The sequence below is a fragment of the Fulvimarina thalattae genome, assembly GCF_040239565.1.
In the GTDB taxonomy this organism is placed as follows: domain Bacteria; phylum Pseudomonadota; class Alphaproteobacteria; order Rhizobiales; family Rhizobiaceae; genus Fulvimarina.
In genome coordinates this window covers 1-25,755 of record NZ_JBEHWS010000023.1, presented here as the reverse complement: position 1 = coordinate 25,755, position 25,755 = coordinate 1, and the positions used below count along the sequence as shown (strand labels likewise).

At 60.3% G+C, this 25,755-nt stretch carries 17 protein-coding genes and 3 pseudogenes; 6 read left to right on the top strand and 14 right to left on the bottom strand.

Translation table 11 applies throughout. The features are described from left to right. Positions 1–691 (top strand): IS3 family transposase (locus tag ABRA89_RS18735; protein WP_349943016.1); only part of this gene is annotated, 691 nt, incomplete at its 5' end. An 18-nt stretch (positions 692–709) separates the two neighbouring features. Here ABRA89_RS18735 and ABRA89_RS18730 read toward each other — a convergent pair. From ABRA89_RS18730 to bcsN (ABRA89_RS18705), 6 genes and pseudogenes are all read right to left on the bottom strand, one after another. Next, positions 710–817 (bottom strand): annotated as a pseudogene (locus ABRA89_RS18730) (IS6 family transposase); the annotation flags it as partial. 246 nt (positions 818–1,063) lie between these two features. Continuing rightward, positions 1,064–3,520 (bottom strand): tetratricopeptide repeat protein, encoded by a 2,457-nt coding sequence (locus ABRA89_RS18725; RefSeq protein ID WP_463671320.1) that lies wholly within the window; start codon positions 3,518–3,520, stop codon positions 1,064–1,066. Further along, positions 3,517–4,569, bottom strand: coding sequence for a glycosyl hydrolase family 8 (locus tag ABRA89_RS18720; protein WP_463671319.1), 1,053 nt, complete (start codon positions 4,567–4,569; stop codon positions 3,517–3,519). The genes ABRA89_RS18725 and ABRA89_RS18720 overlap by 4 nt, the downstream gene beginning before the upstream one ends. Continuing rightward, the gene (locus tag ABRA89_RS18715) at positions 4,569–7,139 is read right to left on the bottom strand and encodes a cellulose biosynthesis cyclic di-GMP-binding regulatory protein BcsB (protein WP_349943013.1); all 2,571 of its coding nucleotides are present in this window, start codon (positions 7,137–7,139) and stop codon (positions 4,569–4,571) included. Before ABRA89_RS18715 ends, ABRA89_RS18720 begins: the two co-directional genes overlap by 1 nt. Then, positions 7,136–9,343: a UDP-forming cellulose synthase catalytic subunit gene (gene bcsA / locus ABRA89_RS18710; protein ID WP_349943012.1), complete on the bottom strand. Its 2,208-nt coding sequence runs from the start codon at positions 9,341–9,343 to the stop codon at positions 7,136–7,138. Before bcsA (ABRA89_RS18710) ends, ABRA89_RS18715 begins: the two co-directional genes overlap by 4 nt. Before the next feature lie 19 nt (positions 9,344–9,362). Continuing rightward, positions 9,363–10,388 (bottom strand): cellulose biosynthesis protein BcsN, encoded by a 1,026-nt coding sequence (gene bcsN / locus ABRA89_RS18705; protein WP_349943017.1) that lies wholly within the window; start codon positions 10,386–10,388, stop codon positions 9,363–9,365. Between the two features lie 393 nt (positions 10,389–10,781). Here bcsN (ABRA89_RS18705) and ABRA89_RS18700 point away from each other — a divergent pair. Next, a pseudogene (locus tag ABRA89_RS18700) lies at positions 10,782–11,534 on the top strand (IS6 family transposase). Between the two features lie 198 nt (positions 11,535–11,732). On the opposite strand, the gene bcsN (ABRA89_RS18695) reads toward ABRA89_RS18700, so the two are convergent. The 5 genes from bcsN (ABRA89_RS18695) to bcsA (ABRA89_RS18675) are packed head-to-tail and all read right to left on the bottom strand — an operon-like array spanning position 11,733 to position 20,434. Continuing rightward, positions 11,733–12,824 (bottom strand): cellulose biosynthesis protein BcsN, encoded by a 1,092-nt coding sequence (gene bcsN, locus ABRA89_RS18695; protein WP_349943011.1) that lies wholly within the window; start codon positions 12,822–12,824, stop codon positions 11,733–11,735. Between the two features lie 2 nt (positions 12,825–12,826). Beyond that, positions 12,827–14,770, bottom strand: a complete 1,944-nt coding sequence (locus ABRA89_RS18690; protein WP_349943010.1) for a tetratricopeptide repeat protein — start codon at positions 14,768–14,770, stop codon at positions 12,827–12,829. Then, a complete protein-coding gene (locus tag ABRA89_RS18685) occupies positions 14,758–15,783 on the bottom strand; it encodes a glycosyl hydrolase family 8 (protein WP_349943009.1) in 1,026 nt (341 codons plus the stop codon). The genes ABRA89_RS18690 and ABRA89_RS18685 overlap by 13 nt, the downstream gene beginning before the upstream one ends. Positions 15,784–15,832: 49 nt before the next feature. Continuing rightward, positions 15,833–18,196, bottom strand: a complete 2,364-nt coding sequence (locus ABRA89_RS18680; protein ID WP_349943008.1) for a cellulose biosynthesis cyclic di-GMP-binding regulatory protein BcsB — start codon at positions 18,194–18,196, stop codon at positions 15,833–15,835. Between the two features lie 3 nt (positions 18,197–18,199). Then, on the bottom strand, positions 18,200–20,434 hold the full coding sequence (gene bcsA / locus ABRA89_RS18675) for a UDP-forming cellulose synthase catalytic subunit (protein ID WP_349943007.1): 2,235 nt from the start codon (positions 20,432–20,434) through the stop codon (positions 18,200–18,202). Positions 20,435–20,476: 42 nt separating this feature from the next. Here bcsA (ABRA89_RS18675) and ABRA89_RS18670 point away from each other — a divergent pair, with 42 nt between their 5' ends. Beyond that, positions 20,477–20,731 carry a hypothetical protein gene (locus tag ABRA89_RS18670; RefSeq protein WP_349943006.1) on the top strand — a complete coding sequence of 85 codons (255 nt, stop codon included), beginning with the start codon at positions 20,477–20,479 and terminating at the stop codon, positions 20,729–20,731. Positions 20,732–20,908: 177 nt separating this feature from the next. On the opposite strand, the gene ABRA89_RS18665 is transcribed toward ABRA89_RS18670, so the two are convergent. Beyond that, positions 20,909–21,346 (bottom strand): hypothetical protein, encoded by a 438-nt coding sequence (locus tag ABRA89_RS18665; RefSeq protein ID WP_349943005.1) that lies wholly within the window; start codon positions 21,344–21,346, stop codon positions 20,909–20,911. Positions 21,347–21,455: 109 nt separating this feature from the next. Further along, positions 21,456–22,025: pseudogene (locus ABRA89_RS18660) on the bottom strand (recombinase family protein); the annotation flags it as partial. Positions 22,026–22,269: 244 nt separating this feature from the next. Between ABRA89_RS18660 and ABRA89_RS18655 the strand changes: the two are divergent. Further along, positions 22,270–22,539 carry an AbrB/MazE/SpoVT family DNA-binding domain-containing protein gene (locus ABRA89_RS18655; protein ID WP_349943004.1) on the top strand — a complete coding sequence of 90 codons (270 nt, stop codon included), beginning with the start codon at positions 22,270–22,272 and terminating at the stop codon, positions 22,537–22,539. Next, on the top strand, positions 22,536–22,928 hold the full coding sequence (locus tag ABRA89_RS18650) for a PIN domain-containing protein (protein ID WP_349943003.1): 393 nt from the start codon (positions 22,536–22,538) through the stop codon (positions 22,926–22,928). The genes ABRA89_RS18655 and ABRA89_RS18650 overlap by 4 nt, the downstream gene beginning before the upstream one ends. Before the next feature lie 251 nt (positions 22,929–23,179). Here ABRA89_RS18650 and ABRA89_RS18645 read toward each other — a convergent pair whose 3' ends face one another. Then, a complete protein-coding gene (locus ABRA89_RS18645) occupies positions 23,180–24,502 on the bottom strand; it encodes a serine hydroxymethyltransferase (RefSeq protein ID WP_349943002.1) in 1,323 nt (440 codons plus the stop codon). A gap of 98 nt (positions 24,503–24,600) precedes the next feature. Between ABRA89_RS18645 and ABRA89_RS18640 the strand changes: the two genes are divergently transcribed. Further along, positions 24,601–25,479 (top strand): LysR family transcriptional regulator, encoded by an 879-nt coding sequence (locus ABRA89_RS18640; protein WP_110815140.1) that lies wholly within the window; start codon positions 24,601–24,603, stop codon positions 25,477–25,479. Positions 25,480–25,755 lie beyond the last annotated feature (276 nt).

Here is a 25,755-nt window from a genome sequence, read left to right as displayed (position 1 = left end):
CAAGAAGCTGTTCCGCCTCTACCGCGAGGAGCGGCTGGCGGTGCGCCGCCGCGCAGGTCGCAAACGGGCGATCGGCACCAGAGCGCCGATGCTGGTGCCGCTGGCGCCGAACGAACGCTGGTCGCTGGACTTCGTCGCCGACCAGTTCACCGATGGGCGGCGCTTCCGGATCCTGGCGGTCGTCGACGATTGCACGCGTGAGAACCTGGCCTTGGTCGCCGATACCTCGCTGTCCGGCGCTCGCGTCGCTCGCGAACTGGATCGCGTGATTGCCTTGCATGGGAAGCCGAAGATGATCGTCTCGGACAACGGCAGCGAGTTCACCTCGAACGCCATCCTCGCTGTTGCGGACAAGATGCGCATCGACTGGCATTACATCGCGCCGGGAAAACCTATGCAAAACGGCTTTATCGAGAGCTTCAACGGCCGCCTGCGCGACGAATTGCTCAATGAGACGCTGTTCTCGTCGATGACCCAAGCCCGGCAGAAGCTCGCTTTCTGGCAGGCCGACTACAACACAGCGCGCCCCCATTCCGGGATCGGATGGAACACTCCGACCGAATTCGCTGCGACCTATCGAACGCGACGGGATCTGGCGCTGGACTCGACGGATGGCTCCGCGCCGAAGCCCGCCGCATACACCGCCCAACAGGGCAACAAAAACGCCGGAAACGAACTTCAGGATGGATAAAACTTGGGGGCAACGTCACAAATACCACGAGACTGCCTGCACGATCAGCCAGGCGTCGAACTGCCGGCCCTTGAAGTCGTCCCTCGACTGCCGCTTCAGCTTCTCGGCGATTGTGTTCAGGATCATCGCAAGGCTCCCCGTCAATAGAGAGCGAAAAACAACGAACAAGGTCGCCACAGAGTTAAACCGAAAAGTTTGCGACAGGGCCGATTGTCTTGGGCTGGGCGGGACTTGCGACCCCACTCGCTCGGCAGAAGTTCGCCGATCACCGCCATTCTTCGTCCGTCAGAGCGCCCCGCGCCAAAGCTAACCCCAAAAGACAGCCTTGAAACAAACCTCAGATGGTTTGGGAATCCACTATGTCAACAGGCACTAGTCAGATCCGTAATAGCCAGTTGCTTCGCGAACAGCGTTAAGTCCTCGTGCGCCTTCGCGGCTTCCCGCAGCCGCCACGGCAGCGAACACGCGCTCTGCATCGCTGTAGCGCCGGAGATCGAGATAGGCATATCCTCGAAGGATCATCAGGTCGATCCGCTCAGGCGCGATCCGCGATCTCTCGTTGAGAGCCTGTAATGTCTCGACAGGACGCTCGGATTCGAACGATTCGACGGCCTGCGCGCCCAGGAGCGAGGTAGCGAGTTCGATCCGGCGCGCACTCGATTGGGGCTGTTTGGCCGCGGAGACGGCAGCCTTGTCGGATAGTCCAGCCCGGATATAGGCCAGAGACTGGCCATAAGCCGCATCCTGGCGAACCTGCGGCGAATTGGAAGACAAGGCAACTTGGAAGGCCTTAGCCGCGACTATCGGACGATTCAAATCCATCAAGCACCACCCACGTGCAAGGGCCGCTTGCGGCGACAGGGTGCGGGGATCGATGCTTTCGCTGCATGACCTTCCGGTGCGGTTGGGCGCTTCCTGTCGACGGTTTTTCCGCGCGGGTTGTGCGGTTACGGGAGGGGTTGTGCGTGTGATAGCGGGCGGTTGCTCTCTAGTCGTGTACGCCATCGGACGTGGTTCGACATTCCGTTGCTCGCGGGATGGTGGATCCGCACGGTCCGGCGTCGCAGAACTCGCGGCCATCTCAGTGGTTGCTTGCGCCGCAGTCGTAGCGGACGAAGCAGCCTCTTCAGCGGTATCGGCTGCCGATCCAACAGCCGCGATTCTCGGTGATCTCCCTGTCCATTCAAGCTGGACGCTTTCGAGGCCGGCCTCGTCGCCCAGCTGTTTTCTGGTCAGGGCCAGACCGAAAGCGGCGCTCTCATCGTCCGGCTCCCAATTGAGCGTGGTCTCGAACCATAGCTCGGCGGTCGCAAACTGGCTGAGGTCGTATGAATACCAGCCAAGTTCGCGGGCTCCGTTTACGTCTTCAAGCCGCGCCACTGTATCGACCATCAACCGAAGGATAGTGGTCGGCTGGATCGGCGGAGGGTCGATCGAAAGAAGGTTCGCCGTAGCCGCAACATAGACCTCGCCTGCATCCTCCGACTCGTCGGCGAAGGGACGTATCACCAATTCGGCCTCCGACGGCTCATTCTGCCGAAGGAGAGCGAGGGCCAATCCCCGTGAAGCTTCGCTTGTTATCTCGATCTCGCGTGACTGGCGAAACCATCTCTCGGCTTCGGCAGCATTATCGCGCTCAAGATAGTACCAGCCTAGTAGTATCTGGTCAGCGGTGTTGTCTGTGTCGCTCGCGATTTGTCGGATGCGCCGAAGGTCGGTCTCGGGCACTGTCAAATCCGATTCGTCGCCGGCTTCGGCGAGACTCTGGCGCGCAAGTTCCGTCCGTATCGTGTCGAACTCGCCAGGACCTTCTGGAGATGGCTTTTCAAGGGCGAGCAACTCATCGAGCGCCGGACGTTCGAGGCGCTGGGTGGCCATCTGCATCGTGGCGAGGCGCTCGCCGGGATCCTCGCAATTTGTCAGGATGTAGCGATATGCGTCGAGAGTGCGGTCTGGTCGATCGGTGTTGGCGAATGCGCTTGCCACGCGCCAGAGAACATCGACTTCGCTGCAGGTCAGAAGACTTGGCGTTTCGGTGGCGATGCGGATGACAGTGTCGTACTGCCTGAGATCAGACGCGTTAATAAGGCGCAATCGGTTCTCTGCCACGCGCAGGCGCTCGAGGAGATCGGGCGGCGGTGTCCAGTCGGGTTCACGTTCTTGGCGGTCGGTAATCGCTTGGCGGACTTCCGCGTATCTTCCCTTCGAATAGAGTGACCACATGCGATCGAGGTCCGGGTCGCCTATCTCGGGTACCGCGAGTGGATCGTCTGGCGGTTCCCAGTCCGGATACAGAGCCCGAAGACGCGCAATTTCAGCTTCGAGGCGTTGCGTGTCGCCCTGTTGTGCAAAGTAGCGGAGCGCACTTTCATCAACTTTCTGTTCCGCGGACTCAGTTTGCTGTGAATTTGAGCGCTGGCTTCCGCCCGGCGGAACGGCTTGCGCCTGAACGGTCAGGTCACGCGCGCCGGACCTTTCTTCTTCCTTCGGGGGATCGTCGGCGGTCTCTGCACTCGGTTCCGAGGTTGGCTCGTTCTCCGCGTCTGCGGAACTATCACGTTCGATCGTGAAGTTGAGCGGATCACGTGTAGCACCTGTCTGCAGCTCCGTATCCACAGCATGCGACGGCGTCTCGGTGTTGCTCTGTTCTACTCTTTTCGTGCTCTCCGGCCGCTGATTTTCGTCGACGATAGAATAGTGCGTCGGTCCCGAGGCCGTGCTTTGCGCGTGAGCGGACCCGATACTGATGCCAGGAAGACTAGGACCAACTGCGGCGGACCAGAGGACGCACGCCAAAATGCCGCCGATTAAACGATACCGGTTTCTCATCGGAGGCAATCGAGATGTTCCTCTGAGAGATAGGAAAGCGCGAGGAGATGAATTGTCGACGGATAGTAGAGTGTCGGCTCGAAACGTCGGATTTTGGGATCGATTGGGCGCTGGTCGATGACGCAGGAGACTAGAGCGGGCAGAATTGCATAGCCTGGTTCTGAAAGAACCTCTTCGACCGTACCGGAGTCTAGGTCAACGACCACGACCTGACCGTCATCGTTCGTCATCCCTTCGCGCAGGCGGGTCAGCAGCGCTCGATCCCGCACACCGGCGCGTGCGAGATAGAGCGGAATACGAAGTGCGTTGTAGCCAAACCGATTTTCAAACCCGTCGGCAGGCTTGGGTCGGGTCCGCAAAGAGAGCCACTCTGGCGGCAAATTGCGGGGGCCGAATTGGGCCTGCTCAAGGAGCGTCAAACCGCTCTGATTTAACGAAGACCACTCTGTATCGGGCGCGAGTTCGGCGAGGACTGGAAAGGCTTCATAAACCCAGTAGGACAAGTTGACGACCGGGCCGTCTTTGCGATCATCGGCGCCGTAGCCTGCTTTACCGGCAAGCATAATGGTCCGACCTTGATGCAACTGGACGAGGTGTCCGATTGCCTTTGCCATACCTGTCGCCGTGGTCGTCAGCTCCTCGCGGTTCCAGTCTCTACCAGCACTCGCCAGGGCGTAGGCGATGAGAATATCGCCGTCCGTCGCATTGTTGGGATCGGTGACATGCGGCGTCTTGTTGGGATCCCAACGCCACACGGCCAGGCCATCGTCACGAAGAAGAAATTCGGTGCGTGTAAAGGACCAAATGAGATCAAAGGCAGCTGGATCGTTCGCAAGATAGGCCAGAAGAAGCCCGTAACCCTGACCCTCGCTGTGGCTAATGCCGCCGTTGCCGGTGTCGATCACGCGGCCGTCCTGATTGACGAAAGCTGCCTTGTAGGCTGACCAGTCATCTGGCTGGATCGTGGCGCTTCGTGCTGGTGCGGCGCCGAAGGTGGTTCCGACGAGCAACATCAACACTGCGAGCGCTGCACAGAACCACCCCTTCATCATCGTCTCCCCAGAACAGAAGTGAGTGCCGTCGTTGCTATTCCTAGCAAAAGGGCCGTAATCACGAGCAGCGTCGCATAAGCGAGAAGGTGCATCGAAAGCCAGTTTGCAGCGATAAGCCTTAGATTGCTGAACGTGACAGGCTGCGACTGGACTAGTTCCTGGATGCCGACTGTCGCCCGATCGAAGCTTCCGTCGGAGGAATTGTAAGAGGTCACCCTTCCTCCGAGCTGACTCCAGCCGTTATAGGTGGTGAGCTTGTCGACTCCGTCCGCCAATTTTGAAGAGGAAGGGGAGGAGACGAGTGTCCAGACTGAATGCTCGTCGGGGGCGATGCCCTGTGCAACGAGCATCGATGAGTTGGCCGACGGCAAATAGGGTGGCTGTTCCTGCGGCATAATACGCAGATCTGATGGCGAGACGTCGAACTCTTTCTGAAGCCAGTTTTCCAAAGCGATAAGTGGATGACGCCAGTCCTCTTGTACTATATCATCGCGCCAACGAGAAATTGCGGCGCCAGTCTCATCCTGTACATCTGAGGAGTCTGTCTCTACCCATCTATTTTTCGCTGCAGGATCGATGCCCACCTGAGTGAGGACGCTATCTGCTGTCTGCGAAATCGGTCCAACAATTATTGCGTCTTTATCGTCGATGGAAAACGGCGTTCTCTGCACGGTAAAAGGGATCGGGCGTTCGGCGATACTCGCGATACGCCCCATGAGCGTTGCGGCAACCGAAGCTGCTTCCGGGCCTTCTTCAGTCATGACAAGCGGAACAGGTTCGGTGGAACGGTTATAAGGATAGCCGACACCGCGAAAGGCTGAGAGGTTCGGGCGCACGCTAATCTGGGCGAAGTCTGGGAATTGCAATTGCGACGTATCGAAGAGGACGAAGCGGCTGTCGCCGGAAGCTGTCGATCCTGGAACGCAAGCATCATCCGCGCTCGTTATGAGATTGGCTACAAGTGCCATATCGTTAACGCCGGCCTGAATATGCTGCATCGTCACTTGGATAGGAAATTTCTGCAGAATAGCCCCGCTATTTCCGCCGATCGGTACTGTTGTCGCGATATTGCCGTTCACGTAAACGTCGAGCCGGCTGCCCGGCAGAACACCATTCGTATAGCCGGCGTCGAGAAGGATCGTCATCTCGCCATAAGCCTGAGCATAGAAGTCCGCTGGCACCGCGATCGTGAAATCGGTCCGGAATCGCCGTCCAGAAAATTCCCGTGTCTGGATACCGAGATCTGCAAACGACGTCATAGTTTTTCCGCGAAAGATCGGAGCAGCGGGCACACGCCACGATGGCTGAGCGATAGCGTTGCGCAACTGAGAGCTCGGCTCGTCCCGAACGTTTGAGATGCCTTCGATCGTCGCGTCCACATCACTCCAATTCTGACCTGTAACGAGCACGACGTTGGGACCGGTCGGATCTCCGTCAGACACGAACAGCACGTTACTTTCGATGTGGGTCGGTACCGGTGCACCAATCTCACTCAACGTGGCGATGGGCCCAACGAAGACCGTTAGTGTGCCTGCTTGAGCTTCGGTCGATATCGTCGTCGTAACGGACGTGGACTGATTGGGCATCTGTGTAAGAAGCGATAGCCGCTGGGCGAGCTCGATCAGAGAAGGTGTAGCCGATGAAATGTCGCTGTCGGATACAACAAGGTTAAATCTCGTATGTCCCGTCTGATTGAATCCAATCGCTTGGATGTCCTCGATACGCCGAAACTTAGACGCGTCGGTGTCCTCGAAGGTAAGAAAGGTCTGCGATGTATCGAATTCGGTCCAAAGCTCGAATGTTGAGCTGATCGTGCAGTCGGTTCGATGGCGCAAGCTGGTCCGAAACTCGACGACGTTGCCTCCAGCGCGTAGGAGGCCGGGTGGGATCGTGCTGGAAATAGGTGTGACACCTTGCGACGAAGCAACGGCTTCGTCGATCACGACACGGCCGTTGAGCAAAATCATCAAGCGCGATGCTTCGGGTGCAGCGACAATTGCGTTTTGATAAGCGACTGTGATGGACGAGTTGGACCGAGCCTGCTCCGGCGTCAAATAGATCGACCAGCTTCGGCTAGCGATCTCCCCCCATAGCGAGAAGTCTTCCATCGGTACGATATATCGGCGAAATCCATCACTCGACTCCTCTTCAGTCGTGCGGGAGTTCTCGCCTGCGTCGGGAGAAGGCGATGATGCCGCTGGCAACGGCGAAGCTTGTTCGGCTGCTGTCGTGTCAGAAGTTGTACTCTCTCCTTGCGCTGGCTCGACTGGCACGGTCTGGGTAGATGTAGATTCCGCTGGCGCACGTAACCCAGGCGTTGATCCATTCTGCTGTTGCAGCGTGTTGTCGGTCGGACTCGATGGAAATGGCGCTATTTCGGGGGCAGAGTTGGCTCGAGGTTCGGGAAGTAGAGTTTCCGGAGGCGCCACCGCGGGCGCGGATTCATTGCTGGATTCAGCCGGACGCTCGGGTGTCATGTCAAAGGGTGCCGTTTGCGAGGCGGCGGGTGATCCGGCTGCGAGAATACATACGAGAAGGGCGGCGGCGAAATTTTGGACAGTTTTCATCGCATACCCTCGCGGGCTGCTCGGAGACTCCTGAAGTGTTGCTGACGTGCGCGCGCACCACGAAAGAGGTAGAATAGTCCACGATAGGTCTGAAACAAACATAGCCCAACAAACCATGCGGTGCCGCGAAGTAGACCGGGGTTCCTGCGACGCGACTGCTGGAACGAGCGCCAATTTCCCGAATTCGCAAAAAGTAAATCGGAGACGAGAAAATGGACACTCGACTTTTCGAGAACGAAGCTGCAGCCAACGGTCGCTCCGTCCGGCTCGGCGCGGACGTTGCGGATGATGGCCGGGAGAGACGCAACTTGACCTGACATCTGGGAGCTAAACTGCAGGGAAATGCCCATGTCTATTTCAAGGTCTTGCGGAACCTCGCCAAAGATGCGGACGCGTACGCCACGCACCGAGACGTCCTCTATCGTCGCGGCAAATGTCTGGTTTTTGACGGATACGTCGCAACGCCGCGAAATCTTGACGCGTCGCCCTGCACTTCTCTCGCCGCGCTCCGACACGACACCGAGGGCGCAACCAGCCAGGAGCAGATTAAGCAAGTTCCATCCGCCGACCACCAGAGTGAGATCAGCGCGATCGGGTTCATACATTACCCGGTAGATCGTAACGCCAAGGGCAACAAGCAGAATGCCGAAGATCGTAAAGAAAGGGCGGCTGAGTTCCGATAATCGGCTCTGAACGATCGACTCGTTCTTCGATGTTACCTTGAACGACGGATTATGAGGGTTAACGATTGCCGAGAACACTGCCGGTAAGAGATGAACCGTTTGGATATACTCATAAAGTTCTGAGATCCAAGGCCAGCGGAAACGTCCATAAAGATAGTTTTGCATAATAAGGTTCACGATGACGTAGGTCAGCGTGTAGGCGAGGAATTCTACGCCAGACGCAGTAAAAATTTCGAAGTCAAAGAAGAGATAGAAAAGCGGGGCGACTAAAAAGATCAGACGGGGAAACGGAAATAACCAGAATAGGGTCGCTGACATGTAGCAGAGGCGTTGCGGTAGAGAGAGGCCGCGTTTGAAAAGCGGAAAACGGAACCGTAGAATCTGCATCATACCCTGACCCCAACGGCTTCTCTGATTGATGAAGCTCGCGAAGGTCCCTGGCTGGAGGCCGGCAATGAGGGGCGTGTCGACGTAGATGCTGTTCCAGCCGCGCGAATGCAACTCAAGAGCGGTCTCACAGTCTTCTGTGATGCTTAGCCCGCTAAAACCGCCGGTTTCTTTTAGTGCTTCGCGACGCAAAACGGCGGCCGATCCGCAAAAAAAAGCAGCGTTCCACTTGTCGAGACCGCGCTGTATGATGCCATAGAACATCTCGTTTTCCGAAGGCATCTTCTCGAAGGTTCGCAGATTTTTTTCGAGAGGGTCGGGATTGAGAAAAAAATGTGGGGTCTGAACAAGAAAGAGTTTCGGATCTCGCTCGAAAAAGTGGGTCGTCCGTATAAGGAAGTCTCTGGCGGGCGCATGGTCTGCGTCAAAAACCGCAACGAGATCGCCTTGCGAGTGCATCAGCGCATTATTGAGGTTGCCGGCCTTTGCTTGTTCATTCTGATCGCGCGTGATGTAAATTGCACCAAGTTCCTCGCATAATTGCTTCAATTTCGTATGCCGTCTGACAGCATTCTGCGACTCACCGGCATGCTCGGAGGTACGTTTTTGGGTGGTTCCGCCATCGTCCAGCAGCCAGACCTTAAGGCGGTCGGAGGGATAGTTCATCGACAGAGCTGCAGCGAGCGTGTTCGACAGAAGTTCTACATCTTCGTTGTAACTTGGCACGAACACATCAACGCTCGGAAGACGATCGGAACTCCAATTGGTTCTGACGTTACGGGGAGGTAGCGGTGCAGCTACGACAAAGAGGCTGAGTCCCAGCATCAGGACACTGTACATTTCGGCCAAATAGAGCAGGAGCGCAGGCAGAAAGTTCTCCAACTCGCTAACAGGAGGAAGCGTAGAAGTCGTACGCCAGTATACATATCTGAGTACAATCGTGGTCCCGAGAGCCATAGCGACCAAGCGCCAAGTGCCGCCTAGATTCAAAACCTTGAGAAGAAGAATCAAGGAGAGGACGAGTACGACCGCGATCAAGTGAGCCTGAAGACTGATCGGCAAAGTTATCGCAACGAGCGCGACTGCCGAAGCCGCGGCCCACAACAAAGCGATAATCGTTTTGGCGACAAGCATTCCTCTTACATACCGTTGTTTAGTTCTGAGCGGTTGGTGGCGGTGGTGGAACCGCCGGCCCCCTCAGACTAGTTGGCGCTGGGCTGGTTTCTGACCCAACAGATACCGAAGTGTCCTGCGATGAAGACGGTCTTGTTCTCTGCACTGACCCGGGAGGCGGAGGCACGGGCGGGCCTATTGGGGCCGGCAGTGAGACGGGCTCCGGTGCGGGAGATTGAGAAGCGGGTACGCGGCGGACCGCCTGACGCTGGCTTGGTGCGTCCCGATTAATCGCTCTTTTTCTCGTGACTCTCGGGCGATTTTCCGCCGGTTCTGCTTCAATGACTCTTTCGAAGCCCCTGCTGCCCAGGGGATAGATCGGCGATCCGCTCGCGCCCAGCCGAGGATCGGCGCCCGGCGGAGAAGGATAGGGATCCCATGTAATGTTGCTGAAAAAGGCTCTGATCGTCAGGCCATACATTGTCGCAAGAAGACGGTTTTCGGCGTTGCCTGTTCCGCATTGGCGAAGCCGCATCTCTATTGTGCCCTTCGAACGAAAGATCATCGGCGGAGCCGCGCCTCCAGATATACGCTGCCAAGCGTAAAGGCAGGTTTCTCCCAAATTCGAGCGGCCAACCGCATATCCAAATGGTCCATACCGATTTTGGACGTATGTAGGCGACCGTAGCATAGTGATGTTTGGAAACTCGGCCTTGATCTCTCGGTCGATGTTGGCGGCGAACAGTGGCTGATTGCTCAGTGGGGTCCGCCCACTTCCAGTTGCTCCGACCGGTCCGAAATACTGAACGAGCAGAAAGTCTTGTCCCGGATAGCGGCCTTCGTTTCGCAGGAGAATTTTTTGCTGGGTTGCATTCGGATATCGGGTCTCCAGTACTTCGACGAGCGCCGGTCCGCCCGGAGATGGAATGACGAATGCTTCACTCAAGGCTACGGTTTCGGTACGCTCCGGACCTCGCGGCTGTCCGGTTGTCGAACACGCACTGACAAACAAAAATGCAACCAACGCGGGAAGCGAACTTAGCCCTCTGTTGCCGTTGTGCCTCATTTCTCGGTCGACGACAGTTCGGTTGAACTCTTGCGAGTGCCGCAGCAGGCTTCCTCTACAGCCGAGGAACTTGGATCGAAATGAACGCGGAAAAGCCGCTCCTGAGAAAGGAGCGCGCATCGCGGCGATGGTTAAAAATCCGATAATCTTCAAGCTAGGCGCCATCATGATGTTGGTGCTGAACCGCATCGCTTCACAATGATTCCAGGACGTTGCCCTAGCCTTACGCTCGATGGTCCGATGATACGCAATCCTTATTGAAATTGCGTCTATTTGATGAGGGTCCTATCTCGTGGCTTGGTGTAAGAACGGCCTTGTTGCAAACTTTCGCCGCTTAATGGTTCGGTGACCGTACTCACCGATTTTGCTCTCTCACGACTGGAGAGACTTGCCGTGATCCTGAACACGATCGCCGAGAAACTGAAGCGGAAGTCGAAAGACGGCTTCAAAAGCCGGCAGTTCGAGGCGTGGCTGATCGTGCAGGCGGTGACATGGCAGCTACGCTAGACGCTTGGTTATCAGGACCTTGAGGAGATTTTCTCCGAACGCGGCTTCGCGGTCGATCATTCGGCGATCAACCGCTGCGTTCTCACATATGCATCGCTGATCGAGAACCGGCTGCGCCGGTTTCGCAAACCTCATTGCGGCTCGATACGGATCGATGAGACATATGTGAAGATCCGGGGCCATTGGCGGTATCTGTATCGTGCCATCGATAAGCATGGGATCCCAGTCGATTTCCAGCTGACGGCCAAGCGCGACGCCGATGGGGCCGGGCGCTTCTTCCGCAAGATGCTGAAGGACGAATCGCTTCTCTCACCCACGACGATCGGCATGGGCGGCGCAGGCGCGTTCCACGCTGCCATCCCACTCGCGGTCGAAGAGCGCATACTGCCGTCCGGTCCCGTCCATCATGTCACCAAGCACCTTCAACGTGGGATCGAGAGCGATCATCTCCGGGAGAAGAAGGCCATGCCGAGGATCGGCGGCATTCGCCCGTTTAACACCGCCCGGCGAACGATCAAAGGGTTCGAAGCCATGCTCTGGCTGAAGAAGGGCTTCGGCTTCGCTGACGAGTGGACCGTTCATCGGCAGAACAATTTCGTCGCGCAGATCGTCGGGGTCCAAAAAGTCAACAAGGCCTGAATATTTCGTTCCGAACAAGGCTTTCGCGGGCTGAGCCAAATGTTGCGACAAGGCCAACGGCCGCAACAGGGTAATCTGTTCCTCCGTTGTCAGGCATCGGAGATCACTCTACCTTCAGCGCAGGACCGCCTTTGAAGCTTTTACCGCTATCGGGCTATCGCCAGTGGTGTGAAACCGTGACGTCCGAACGCCCTTGGATCAGGAACGCGTCGCGCTCGCCTCAGGCGAAGTTGAAGTCGCCTGCGTGAGAGAGGGAGGTGCGGGGATGAAGGGCGCCTCGTCTGAAGGCCGTTCGCTTCGATCCGGCACCGCACTCTCTGCAATATGCGCAGGTTTCGGCTCGGTTATCCTCGGAAGGGAAGAGATCTTCGAACCGTCGATTGCAACGTCAGACGGCGCGGGGATATTCGGCCCGGTTTCTGCTGAAACCTGAGGCGAGAGTTTTTTCGTCGAAAATGCGCTCTTTGCTCGTCCGGCTTTGCCCGGTTTGGGCGTTTTCGCAATCGAGGAGAGCGTTCGGCTCGACTGTGCAGGGTTTGTCGATACCGAAGAGGCCCAGCGCGCAACGCCCATCGTGCGGTTCGCGATGTTCAGCGCATCCGGACCCGTACGAAAGGCGCGGGAAGTCGCAAGTGCCAGCCCATCTGTAGCGGGAAAGAGGCGAAGATTGCGGATCGATGCGACCATCGCTCCGAGCGGTCGCTTCTGGCAGATGTGGATTCGTATGCTCATCGGCTGCTTGCGGATTCCAAGGCCGGAGGACGCGCCGTCGATTTTTCGAAGATCGAGCCACTGCCAGGCATAGATGCATGTTCCACCCTTTTCCCGAGCATAGGCATACCCAAACGGACCATAGGCATTGAAATTCGGTTCGTCCGCGATGGCGAAACCGCGAGCAAGGCCATATTTCCCAAGTTCCGCGATGATCTCGTTAAGCCGCGGCGAGCGCAGGAGGTTCGGCGCCGTTCCATCAGCACCACCGGTTTCGAGACGGATCATGTTCTCGTGCTCGAAGCTGCCATCACCCGAAAGCACAATCCGCTGTGTGACGATCGTCGGACGACGGTTTTCGATGACGTCAAGAACCCTGCCAGCATCCGCCGGCAGTTCGGCCCAGCGCCGATGATCGGCAATGCTTTCGCTGGTAACCAGTCGCGCCGACGGCTCGCTATAGGCAAGGACATCGTAGGCGCCGGTGGACTGAGTGCAGCCGCCAAGGGCAAGGGCGGAGACAGCGAGGCCGATGAGCCGTAGTCTCAGGATCGTTTTGGAATTCGGAAAGCGGCACATGGTCAGAACCTCTTGCTCCTCACGACGGCCAGGGCCTCGCGGGTCTCGCGGGTCGAAAGCATTCGGTCGGATCGTTCGAAGACGGTTTCGGCGTCCTGGCGGCGGCCGAGATGCCAGTAGGACCAGCCGCGCAGCAGCGCCAGACGACGGTTGTCAGGGGCAAAACGGCTGCGCTCCTCGAGAATCCCGAGCACATCGCGATAACGCTTGGCATCGAAGGCTGCGATCGCCTGATCTGCGAGAAGAGCAAGGCCGATTTCGCGTCGCCGTCCATCGCTCATCAGGCCCGTATCGGCGGCAGCGCCTGCGCTTCTCAGATCGCCGACGGCAAGGAGTGCGAGCGAGCGACCATATTCGGCATCGCGCCGAACCGAAGTCGGGCCCGAGAGCGCCTTGTCGAAAGCCTGCAGCGCTTCGCTCGGCCTCTTCAGTTCAAGGAGGCACCAGCCGTAGATGAGTGACTGTTCGACAGTCAGGGACCTTTTGGCCTGTGCGGCCTCGGCGCACTGCCTGAACCGTTTGGCTTCGAAGGCGACGATGATCGGATCGCGCGCGGGCGCGGACCTTCTGGGCGACCCTGCTTTTGCTTGACCAAGCGAGATTTCGGCGAGCTCCTCGTAACGGGCGGACCAGTAGCTGCGCAGCCGCTTTGCTTCAGCAATATCACCGGAGGCGGCAGTGGCGAGGATGAGCCCGCGTGCGGCGCCCTCGCTTTCGCCTTGGGCGAGGGACTGCTCGAACCACTGGCGCGCCGTGGTCATCTGCTTGAAACCGTGTGCATACCAACCGAGCACTTCTGCGCCGCGAGCCGAACGCTGCCGGGTTGTCGCAGTTGCAAAGTCGGCGATTTCCGCGTTCGAACGGCGCGGCGGAGGATTACCCTCGAAGCGGGTCGCCTCGATCTCGACATAGAGGTTTTCGAGCTCGTCGGTCATTTCCCGAGCGCGGCGGGCACGCGCGGCTGCTTCCTCCTGCCGTTCCAGCGAAACGAGCGAGAGGATTGCGCCGAGTTCGATCTCGGCTAGTCGGCGCGTGCGCTCGTCGGTATCGGCCTCATCCGTGGCGCGGTGTGCTGCGCGTTCGAAGGCCTTCAGCGCGCCTGTGTGGTCCAGGCGCTGACGGCGGAGCCAGCCGACCAGAAGAACGTCGCTTGCTGTCCCGTTTTCGATGGCTGTCTCGATGAAATGCGCAAGCCGCTTTGCGTCCGGGTCGGTCGCTTTTTCGTCTTCCAGTCGGGCCGCGATCTCCGCGCGGGTCACGTCGAGCACGATGTCGTCGAAAGCGCCTGTCTGATCCGCGCTGATCACAGGTTCGGAAAGGAGCTCTGCAGCCTGGGGGCCGAAGGCAGCAAGCGCGATCTGGATAGTCCCGCGACGGGCTTCGACCGTGTCACAGCGGGTAAGAAGAGCCTTGTAATCACTGATTGCCGCTTCGGCGTTCGTTATCCGGCCTCGGGCCTCAGCAATCCGCCAAGCGACATCGAGATCATCGCAGCCGCCGAGCGTCGGCTCGTCCGCTGCAATTTCGATCACCTCATCAAAGCTCTTGCTATCTGAGGCGAAAATCAGGTGAAGGCGCTGGTGCTTCAGTCGCAGCTTATCGCTGAGATCCTCGGAAGGGGTATAACCCGTGCTCAGCCGCCGTGCTTCGATCTCACTCTCGAGAATGTCGAGGTCGTCCTTTGCGAAGAGCGCCCAGAGCTCGCTCTCTGGATCGCCGGATTTCTCGGAGAAGTCGGTGGGCGCCAACCAATTCGGATAGAGCGTCTGCAGGCGCTTCAGCTCAGCCTGGAAACGCTCCGGCTGGTCGTGCGTGGCATAGTAGCGAAGGGCGCTCTCGTCGACGACCTGCATCGGACGGTTTTCCTGAGCCAGCGCGGCCGCTCCGAAAACGGCGCCAGCGCAGACGACGAGCGCGGATGACGCGCGAAGGATCAAGCAAGACATTCCGGATACCATTTCTTGGCGGCGCAAATCGACAGGAGCCGAAGGGCGGCGGGGAAGTAGGGCTCCTCGGCGGGGTGTGTCAGGGCTTCGGGATAGGGTTGGCGGTGAGCCGCGCAGGTCGTCAGTGCAGGCACGGCATCATATCCGGACGAGCCGAAACGCGCCGGAGGCGTGTCGGCGGTCGGGCCGACTGCGATCGGGCGCGGGGATGCGCCGAGCGGCCACAACGACACAAATGGCGCGAGGAGCCCGCGCGGGCCGCGCCATTCAGGCGGTGCAAAGGCGATATGGAATGGAATACGCACCGCATTCCAGCCAAAAATCGGAGCAAAACCGTCAGCCGGTCGCGGCGTCTCATCCGCAAGCGAAATCCAATCGCTCGGAACGTTTTCGGCTCCGAAGCGTGATGCTTTGATCAAAGCAAAGCCGCTTTCGGCGAGCCCGCGCCAACCAGCATCTGCTATTATCTCGTTGAGAGCGGCAAACGCGGGAAAGACCCAATAGGACAGATTGACTACCGGACCATCGCTTCGATTTTCGGCCGAAAAGCCGACCGCGCCGGGAAGAAGGATTGTCTTTTCGCGATGCTCGATAACCGTGCGGTCTAGGATTGCCTGACCGATCCGCCTTGCGTCCTGTTCATAGGATAGCTCGCTCCAGCGCCCATAAGCCTCTGCGAGAGCCCAGGCGACGAGGAGATCGCCATCCGTTGCATTGTTCATGTCGGCGATAGCGGGTGTCGTCGACGGATCGTAGCGCCAGGCAAGGAGAGCATCGTCTCGGATTGCGAGATTTTCGCGCGTCCATGCCCAGAGCCGATCGAAAGAGGAACGATCATCATGGAAGACGGCGAGAAGCATGCCGTAACCCTGACCTTCGCTGTGGCTGACACCACCATTGGCGTCGTCAATCACGCGTCCGTCCTCCCCAACGAAACGGGTGTGCCATGCTGCGTAAAGATCGGTCCCAAGACCGACATCACCCGTTCCGAGGGCAAGAGCCGGTTCCATCATGGAGCAACTCGCCAACGAAAAAGCGGTAAGGCGAAGCAGGGTGCGACGGTCAAGCATTCCGTCCGCTCCCTTCGCTGGCACGCGTCGCGGAATCGTTGCCATCCGTGCTGCGCCTGACCGCGAATGCCGTCGCCGCGCCGAAGCCGAGGGCTGCCAACAGCAGGAGGCCGGCATGGATGGCGGGATTCATGGAGAGCCAGGCCGCGATGACGAGCCGGATATTGCCGACCGAGAGCGGCTGCGTGGCATACATCGAGCTGACGAAACCGTCGACGGTCTCGACCCGATGGCCTTTGAGAAGCGCGGCACGACCTTCGAGCTGCGTCCATTGGGCCGGCTGTACCAGATGAGCGACTTCGGTCGGCATCGCGGCGCTGCTTGGGGAGGTGACGAGCGTGACCGCGCCGCGCCCTTGGCTCGCCGGCGCCTGGCTCATCACGAGGCTTGTCCGGTCGTCGACCGGGAGTGGCTCACTCTCACCACCGAGACCAACCGACGCGATAGCCTCGGTGCCGCTTACCATCGCGTTCCAGATCCAGCTGGGCTCGTCCTCGACGGTGAAACTCGCCCGCCAGTTTTGGAGGGTCATGTCGCGCGCACGTGCCTCGGCTGTCGATATGAAGCCGATGCCGCCGGTTGTCATATGGTCGAGGTCCTGACCCTCGATAAACGCTGACGCGTCCGACATTCGGGTGGCGTTGGCGGCAAGCTCGGTCAGGACCGCGTCGTCGATCTCAAGATGCTTGCGGACCTCCTGGCGAACTTCGCTGGCACTGGCAAAGATGGTGCCGCCTTCAGCGATGACCTCGTCGACACTCGCGAACTTCGGTGCGGCAAGTTCGGCGGCAGAAAGCGCGAGCCGCATATAAAAGGTACCGGCGGCGGAGAGAGAGTTTTCGTCGAAGGAGGTGACCGAAAGACGCACAGGAACCGGCGTGTTCGTGCTTATGCCGGAGTCGGAGAACGAGGCCGCTAGATTTGGTAAGGTCGCCATGCGGGCGAGGCGCGGAATCGTGATGGTCGAGGTTTCCAGGAGCAGGAAACGCGGATCGCCGCGCATCTGGAGACTCGGCGCACACTTCCGGTCCGCCGGTCGGGCGACGACCCCCTCAAACTCGACGTGGTTTTCACCGGCACGGAAGGCGGTCAGTGGAATGCTCAGGGAACGGGCAGTCATCGTATCGCCGTCGCTGCGCCCGAGCGGCAGGATCGCGGCCGACTTTCCGTTGACGAGGACGCGGAATTCGCTGTTGCCCGAAAGGCCCGCCGCGTATCCGAGATCGAGCTTCAGCTCCGCCGAGGCGTAGTCTGAAATCACCGCATCGGCTGGCAGGCCCAGCCTGAAGCCGCCGCGAAAGAGGCGGCCGGAAAATTCGCTGCTCGAAAGCCCGAGATCGCGGAAGGTGACCGTACGGTCGTCGAAGGCTGGGCGACGCGAAGAGGCCATACGCACCGAGCGCTCGACCGGGGAGAGCTTGTCGAAGAGCCGGGCGAGCCTTTTGCGATCACGCGGATCGACCACGAGCGTAGCCGCGCCGCCCTCCGAAAACTGGAGTTCTTCCAGCGCGGGGTCGATGCCCTTACGGTCGTGGATCATCGCGGAAACCTGCGCTGCGGTGCCGAAGTAAACGTCGAGACCGGCAGGCTGTCTGTCCTCCGCGGCTTCTTTTCCTGTTTCAGCCGGAACGGCACGGTGCGGCACGGCCTTGAATTCAAGCCTTGCCGAAGGAGCACCGGAGGAGCGGGCCAAGCGGGCGGCGGTCTCCAGCATCGTCTCGACGGCCTCTGGCTGCGTCGTGTTGCCATGGACCTTCAGAACCAGCGTTCCCCGATGATCGAGCGGGAGAAGTGGCAGCTGCGAGAGTGTGGGTCTCTCCTCAGCTGCAAACTGGAAGCCGGATGTGGTGTTGTCGATCCGCGTCCACAATTCGTACGTGCTGCCGATCGAACAGTCGACGCGGTGGCGGTGCTCGACCTTGATCTCGACGTGGTTCCAGCCGCTGCGCAAGGCTTTTGGCGAAAGCGCAATCCGGCGTGGCGGCTTGCGTTCTCCGCCGATGGAGAAGCGGTTGATTGGCTCGCCATTGAGGAAAATCGTCATCCGCGATGCTTCGGGCATCACCGACACGTCGGTTTCATAGCCAAGTTGAAAGACGCCGCCGGCGCGCGCCTCGTTCGCGCCGACGAACACGTCGAAGCCGAGTCGGGCAGTCTCGCCTTGCAGGTAGAAGTCCTCTGGCGTGGCCGGCAGCGGGCGGAGTGCGCCGAACACGTGGGTTTCGCGAAGTCCCCCATCGGCAGACGGCATCGGCGTTGGCGGCATTGGCTGCGCTTCGGCGTCACCAAAGGCAAGAAGGGCGCTCGCCGATAGGATGGAGAGAACGCAGCCGTTCAACAGGTGTTTGCGTATCATCAATCAGCCTGCCTTCACGTTCTGCGTTACCGGCGCAGCGCCATGAACCGCACTGTCGTTTGCCGGCGTGAAGCCACTCGTACGCCCAGGCTTGCGGCTGAGCGAGCCGAGCGCGCGCACGCTGTTGGAGACGCTCCAGCTGATGACGTTGACGCTGCCGCCGACGATGCCCATTGCCTTCCGGCGGTGTTCGCGAGCCGTAGAAAGCGCCGCGGCGTCGGCATACATAAGGTCCGCGACGAGCCGCATCTGCGAGGGCGCAAGAGCGCTGAATTCGAGTCCGAGCGAGATGCCGCGCGCATCGGGAATCCGCCGACGCAATAGCACGGCGAGACCGGCCTCGGCGCTGCCTTCGAAAGTGAGTGTACCGCGCACGGTGCCTTCTGCCAGGGTTGTGATGTCGAAGCCGATCGGGCGCACGCGCACGCCGCTGGAAGAGACGTCCTCGATGACGACGTTCATTGCCTGCTCACCAAGGCTAAGTTCGCCGTTGCGCGAAACGTCCAGCCGCTGATTGCGCCGCCGCTCGGCCCGCTCGCTGACGACGCCGAGGGCAAGGCCCGCGACCACCAGATTAAAGAGGTTCCAGGTTCCGACCACGGCAAGAAGATCGCGGGAGCTTGGCTCCACGTACCAACGCCAGCCGCACCAGATCGCGCCGGCCAGAATTGCAGCGAAGATAACGAAATAGGGCTTTGCGAGTCCTGACAGACGGTCGCTCTCGGTGGTGACACCCTTGGCGGTCACCTTGAAGGTGGGGGACTTCGGTGCGCGCAGGACGGCCGCGATCGCCCGGACGAGATAGACCGACTGGACGTATTCGTAGAGTTCGGAAATCCACGGCCAGCGCACGTCGCCATAAAGGTAATTCTGCAACATCGCGTTCGCGAGCATGTAGAGGGCGGTATAGGCGAAGAACTCTTGCAAGCTCGCCTGATAGATCTCTAGGTTAAAGAAGATGTAGAGGAGCGGCGCCAGCATGAAGGTCAGCCGCGCAATCGGGAACAGCCAGAAGATGCCGGACGAGAGATAGCAGATACGCTGCGCCCAGCTAAGACCACGCGCAAACAGCGGATTGCGCAGCATCATGATCTGCAACATGCCTTGGCACCAGCGCGAACGCTGGCCGATGAAGCCCTCGAACGTTTCCGGCTGCAGGCCGGCGATCAGCGGCCTGTCGACATAGCGGCTCGTCCAGCCCTTGGCATGAAGCGTGAGCGCAGTCTCGCAGTCCTCGGTGATCGTGACGCCGGAAAAGCCATTCACCGACTCCAGGGCGCGCCGCCGCAGCAGGGCAGCCGAACCACAGAAATAGGCAGCGCCCCAGGAGTCGAGCCCGCGCTGGACCACGCCGTAGAACATCTCGTTCTCCGATGGCATCCGCTTGAACAGAGACAGGTTCTTCTCGATCGGATCGGGGTTCAGGAAGAAGTGAGGGGTCTGGACGAGGAACAGCTTCTCGTCTTCGGCGAAATGGCCCACCGTCTCTGTGAGGAAGTTGCGGGCAGGCGCATGGTCGGCGTCGAAAACGGCGACGAGCTCGCCGCGCGTCCGCGGCAGTGCCGCGTTGAGATTGCCCGCCTTCGCCGAGCAATTTACCGGACGCGTCATGTAGATGGCGCCCATCTCGTTGCAGAGGGTCTGGAGCGCGTCGCGGCGCTGGCGGACAAGGCGGGCATCGAGTGGATCGGCTGCATTCAGCTTTGCGTCCGTGCCGCCGTCGTCGAGGAGATAGACGTTGAGGCGGTCGCGCGGATAGTCCATCGCGAGGGCCGCGGCGATGGTGACCGTCAGAAGCTCGGTGCTTTCGTCATAGGTCGGGATGAAGACGTCGACGGTCGGCTTCTCCTCGCCTTCCGGTTCCGGCGATGCCATGCCCTGCCGCGAGCCGAGGGGCTTCAGAACGACGAATAGGCTCGTCAGAAGCACGAGAATGGCGAACATCTCGACGCCGTAGAGCAGGATGGCTGGTATGAAGTTGGCGAGCTCGTCCGCAGGGGGAAGCGTCTCAGTCGTCCGCCAGAAGGCGTAGCGGCCGATGACGCCGACCGCGAGCGCCATGAAGAGGATGCGCCGGGTCGGGCTGCGTTTTCCCGTCTGCCAGAGGACGAGCATGGCAGCGACGAGCGTGACGGCGAGGATCGTCTGGCCAGTCGTTCCAACCGGCTGAAGTATTGCGAGAGCGAAGACGGAAGCCGACAACAACCAGACCGCTATCATTGCTGCGCGAATGATCATGCTCTCCCCCTTCGTTCAGCCGTCCGGGCGACGAGCCAGGACATGAATGAGGAGAAATCTTTGTGCCAGCTTTGGTTAACAAGGCTGGAATATCCGGAACAATTTGAGTATTTATGGAAAGGTTTGAGTCACAGCGTTAAGCAAAACCGAAAAATACATGCAGTTGTTATAGTCATACGACAATGGTTTGAGGCTTGGGCTTTCATCGCTTGTGGCGTGATGCCTTCCGGCCGCAATGGTCGCATTCGATGCGATCGTGTAGGTGCTTCAACCGGCGATGCTGGCGGTTTGGTTTGAGCAACCCTTTAGCTTTCAGCTGCCGTATAGCGTCGATCTAGGCGGGGATTTTGTCCGTTGTGATCGAAGATGGCCGCTCATACTTCGCGCAGCCGACGGACTTTGAATGGAAATGCTTGGCGGCTTCGGCTGCAGTTGCTCGAGAGGGATCAGCCTGATTCATCGCCACCGGGTTTCCTACCGATATCTCCCTGAGAACAGGTCGCCGATGGCGCGGCGCATGAGATAGGTGATCTTGCGGCGGGCGAGATGATGGGGGCGGTCGTGGATCATGTGACAGCGCTGGCAGAGGGCGGCGAGATTGGCCGGCTCGTTGTTGGCGACGTCATGATCGAGATGAGCGCAGGCGAGGGAGACCCTGGTGAACGATGCCGCGAATTCCGCCGGCAGGCTTTCCGGCGCGGGCAGATTGGTGCGCAGCTTGCGGCCTTTGCCGTCGCGCCAAGTCGCCGCTTCTTCGTCGTACCAGCGCCCATCGCCCAGATGGCAGACGGTCGCGCCATGGGGCCGGGCGCAGTGCTCGCAGCGGCCCTTGGCGCGGCGAAAGCGGATGGAGCGCGAGAGCTCGGCCCAGTCGATCGGATAGAAGCCGCGAAGATCAGGCTTGATCGGCATCGACCGCCTCCCGCTTCGCACCGGTTTCCTGCCCAGCTTCGAAAGACCCGGCTGATTTCGTCGCGGGCTCGCCCGGATCACCCTCCGCCGGCACACTCGTCCCTTTATACTTGTCGCGCGCGCGTGTGATGGTGAGCCGCGAAACGCCGTAGTCCCGCGCAAGCCGCGATATCGAAAAACCGTCGGCGAGCTTGGCCACCACCGCCTGCCGCTGATTTTCCGTCAGCCGCGGCGGGCGGCCGAGCGTCTTGCCCTGCGCCTTCGCCCGCTCGAGCCCGGCCTGGGTGCGCTCGATGAGAAGATCGCGCTCGAACTCGGCAACGGCATTGATGACCCCCATGGTCATCCGCCCCGCCGGGCTGGTCAGATCAACGCCGCCGAGCGCGAGGCAATGCACCCGGATGCCGAGCTCGGCGAGTTCGTCCACGGTCTTGCGCACATCCATCGCATTGCGCCCGAGCCGGTCGAGCTTGGTGACGACGAGAACATCGCCTTCCTCCAGCCGGTCGACCAACCGCGAAAACCCCGGCCGCTCGGATGCCGCCACCGAGCCCGACACCGTCTCCTCGATCACCCGCCGCGGCTGAACCTGAAACCCCGCCGCCCGGATCTCCCCCAACTGGTTCTCCGTCGTCTGCTCGACGGTGGACACACGGGCATAGGCAAAGACACGGGACATGCGCGGGACAACGGACGAGAGAGATGTAAAACCGATCGAAAACGCCCTCAGACTTATCGAGCATGCCCGAAACAGGATCAAGCTGGATTATGAGTGTTTTCCACAGATGTGCGCATAATCGGTCAAATATGCGCTGGATGAGAATCATAGATCGGGTTGATATATAATTCTCTTCCCGTTTTCCGTATGAAGCCTTATATTCGTAAACTACCCGATTTCCTAATAGATACCAGGAATCATTTTTATGCTCGATCGACATATCGTGCCTGTGGCAAAAAATGGGCGGATGAATCTCCCCTCGGCCCTTAGATCCAAGCTGGACCTAGATGGCGGCGGAAAGATCGTGTTCATCGAGAAGGAGAATGGCGAGGTCGAGGTGACCACGCTGCGGCGCTCCCTCAAGCGAGCGCAGGACCTTGTTCGTCAATCCATTCCCGCTGATGTCGACCTGGTGAGTGATCTGATCGAGGAACGGCGCGCAGAAGCATTGCGCGAAGCGGAAGGTGGAAAATGACCGGCATGGTCCTCGACACCTCCGCAATCATGGCCTTCCTTCGGGACGAGGTCGGAGCTGACAAAGTCGCGTCGATGCTCGAGGACCGCGCGATCATCTCAACCGTCAATGTTCAGGAACTGCTCGCAAGTCTAGCATCGAAGGGCATGGCGCCGGAAGATGCCCGTCTTGCTGTCCGCTCTCTCAATCTCGAAGGACGCGATCTAACCTGGGAACTCGCCGAGCGGGCAGCCGAACTGGTCGAGTGGACGAAGGCCTTCGGCCTCAGCCTCGGCGATCGTAGCTGTCTCGCCCTTGCGCGGATGCTCGATATGCCGGCGGTCACAGCTGATCGTGTCTGGTCAAACGTCGCAGAGACCATCGGCGTCGAAGTGATCGTGATCCGCTAGATCGTCTTATCCACGGCCGCTCACGATCCGTTGGAGACGTTCACAGGGCGCGGTACGAACGGCCGCTTAGAGCCCATCCACGACAATCGCGCGAGCTACAGCACATGGCGTCAAGGGCGCAGACCGGACCTTCGCCGCTTGCTTAACGAACGTCCGGTCTGCGCCTCCTCGGCGGGGCATCAGCAGGCGGGGTCACCCCGACAAAGTCCTGGCCTACGCCTTCCGTCCGGAGTTTCCCCCGGATCAGATCCTTACCCTCGGATGAAGTGGAGCCGGTCAAACCCCCCGCGCCACGCGGCGACATCCGGTGCCAGCGTTTCGGGCTGCGATGATCGCAGGGCCCGGGCGATGAAGTTTGCCAGCTGCGCCATGTCATGGTCCGTCATGCCCCAGCGGCAGAGCTCTGGCGTGCCCAGGCGCAGGCCATTAAGGTCTCCGTCGACGGGCGCGATCGGCAGGCCGATGCCACAGGCAAGGAGGTTGGCTTTGCGCAGGTGTTTCGACGCGGCTTGCCCGCCCCCGAAGGCCGCGGCCTCGAGCGCAAACTGGTGCGAGCCGGTGTAGCCCTGCGAGGTTGCGAAGACCGGCATGCCCTCGGCCGCGAGAGCCTCGGCCAATGCCCGGGAGGTCGAGACCATCGCCTCGGCATAGGCGACACCGAACTCCCGCCAGTCCAGCAGCCCGATCGCGAGCGCGGCGGATTTCGCGACGTCGAAGTTCGCGGTCAGCCCGGGGAAGGCGATCTGCTCGAGCCGCTGCGCCAAGTCATCGTCGTTGGTCACGATGAGGCCGCCTGCCGGACCACCGAGGCTCTTGTAGGTGCTCATGGTCATCAAGTGGGCGCCCTCAGCCAGCGGGTCCGCGAAGACGCCGCCCGCGATCATGCCGCATTGGTGGGCGGCGTCGAACAGGACCTTCGCGCCGACCTCGTCCGCGATGGCGCGGATCTCGCGGATCGGATGCGGGAAGAGGTTCAGGCTCATCCCGATGGTGATGAGCTTGGGCCGGACCTCAAGGGCAAGGTCGCGCAGCCGGTCGAGGTCGACGGTGTAGCCGTCGGCATTCACCGGCGCGGCATGCGTCTTGAGGTGGTAAAGGCCGGCGCAGCCGGCGCCGTGATGCGTCACGTGCCCGCCGATGCTGGCCGGCGGCGCGATAATCGCATTGCCCGGCGCGCAGGTGGCCATGAAGGCGTAGAGGTTGGCGAGCGCACCGGAGGCCACACGGATCTCGGCGTGCCGGGCGTGGAAGATCTCGGCCGCGAGCTGTGCGGCGATCACCTCGATTTCCTCGATCGCCTCGAGCCCCATCTCGTACTTGTCTCCGGGGTAACCGAGCGATGGTCGCGATCCGAGCCCACTGGCGAGGATCGCCTCGGCCCGGGGGTTCATGACGTTGGTCGCGGGATTGAGGTTGAAGCATTCGCGCTCGTGGATGGCGCGGTTGCGTTCTGCGAGCGCAACGACACGCGCTTCGAGCCGATCCGACGGGGCGCGCCCGGTCTCTGCACTGATCTCGGCAATGCGGTTGGCAACGGTTTCGGGCAGCCAGGGGCGAAGGTCTTGAATGGTCATCTGAGGTCTCCAATCCGGTTGACGCAATCCTCGGCAGATCCCGGCTTTCCGGCAACGCAGATTTCAGGAATAATAGGCTTAGAAAAAATGAGCATGATATGTCTGTTGCGCCGCCCTTTCCCCGCCTCCCGTCGCTCAATGCCCTGAGGGCCTTCGAGGCGTCCGCCAGGCTCGGTGGCTTCGCCCTCGCCGCTGAGGAACTGCGGGTCACGCCCGGCGCCGTGGCGGCGCAGATCAAAAACCTCGAGAGCGAGGTCGGAGCCCCGCTCTTCAAGCGGAATGCCCAGGGCGTGCAGCTGACCGAGATCGGGGCGCGGGCGCTGCCGGGCTTCGTCGAGGCATTCGACCGACTGGGGGAGGCCGTGCAGGCGCTGCGGCAGGACGCGGCGCCGAAGCGCATTCACATTGCCACCCTGCCGGCGCTCGCGCAGCTGTGGCTGGCGCCACGCCTCCCTGCCCTGCGCACGGCGATGCCGGGTGTCGAGCTCTCCGTCACCGCCGTCGAAACGCCACCGAACCTGAAGCGCGTCCCCTTCGACATTTCCCTGTTCTACGTCGATGATCGTCGTGACATGAGCGGACGCATCACCGACGACGAGATCCTTCCGGTATGCGCCCCCGACCTGGCCCCGATGATGCGGACGCCCGATGATCTGCGGACGATGACCTGCCTGACAGACGCCATATGGGCCGACGACTGGACAACGTGGGCGGCCTCGGCGCTGTCCGGGCAGGCCTTCGCCCCTCGCGGACCGGTCTTTTCTCTCTACGCGGTCGCTGTCGAGGAGGCGCTGAACGGCGCGGGTGTCCTGATTGCGCGGCGGGCGCTGGTGGCCAGGCACCTCGAGGCCGGGACCCTTGTCGCCCCGCTCGGGGCAGGCGTCAGGGCCCCCGAGGCGATCAGCGCCTGGGCCTTGCCGGGCCTGGATTTGACCCGCCACCGGGAGCTGCTGAAAACGCTGCGCGATCTGCGTTGAACGGAAGTGGGCCAGGCGAGTAAGAAGCGGTCAATCGTTTGGCCGGCTTGGAATGTCGGCTATGAGCCTTTCGGGCGGCTATTACCTCGAGTGCGAATGTCAGGATCGTCCCGCATAGCTGCCGTTGTCTAACAGTCTCGCGGATGACCGCAATCCATCTGTGGACGCCCCCTCGGACGCAAGCGGTTTTTGTTGGGTTGGCACGATGTCGGATGCTGCCATCTGTCCGGCCTCTTGATGCAGCCATTCGGCTGCGGGCCCGTATGGGAGTTCGCG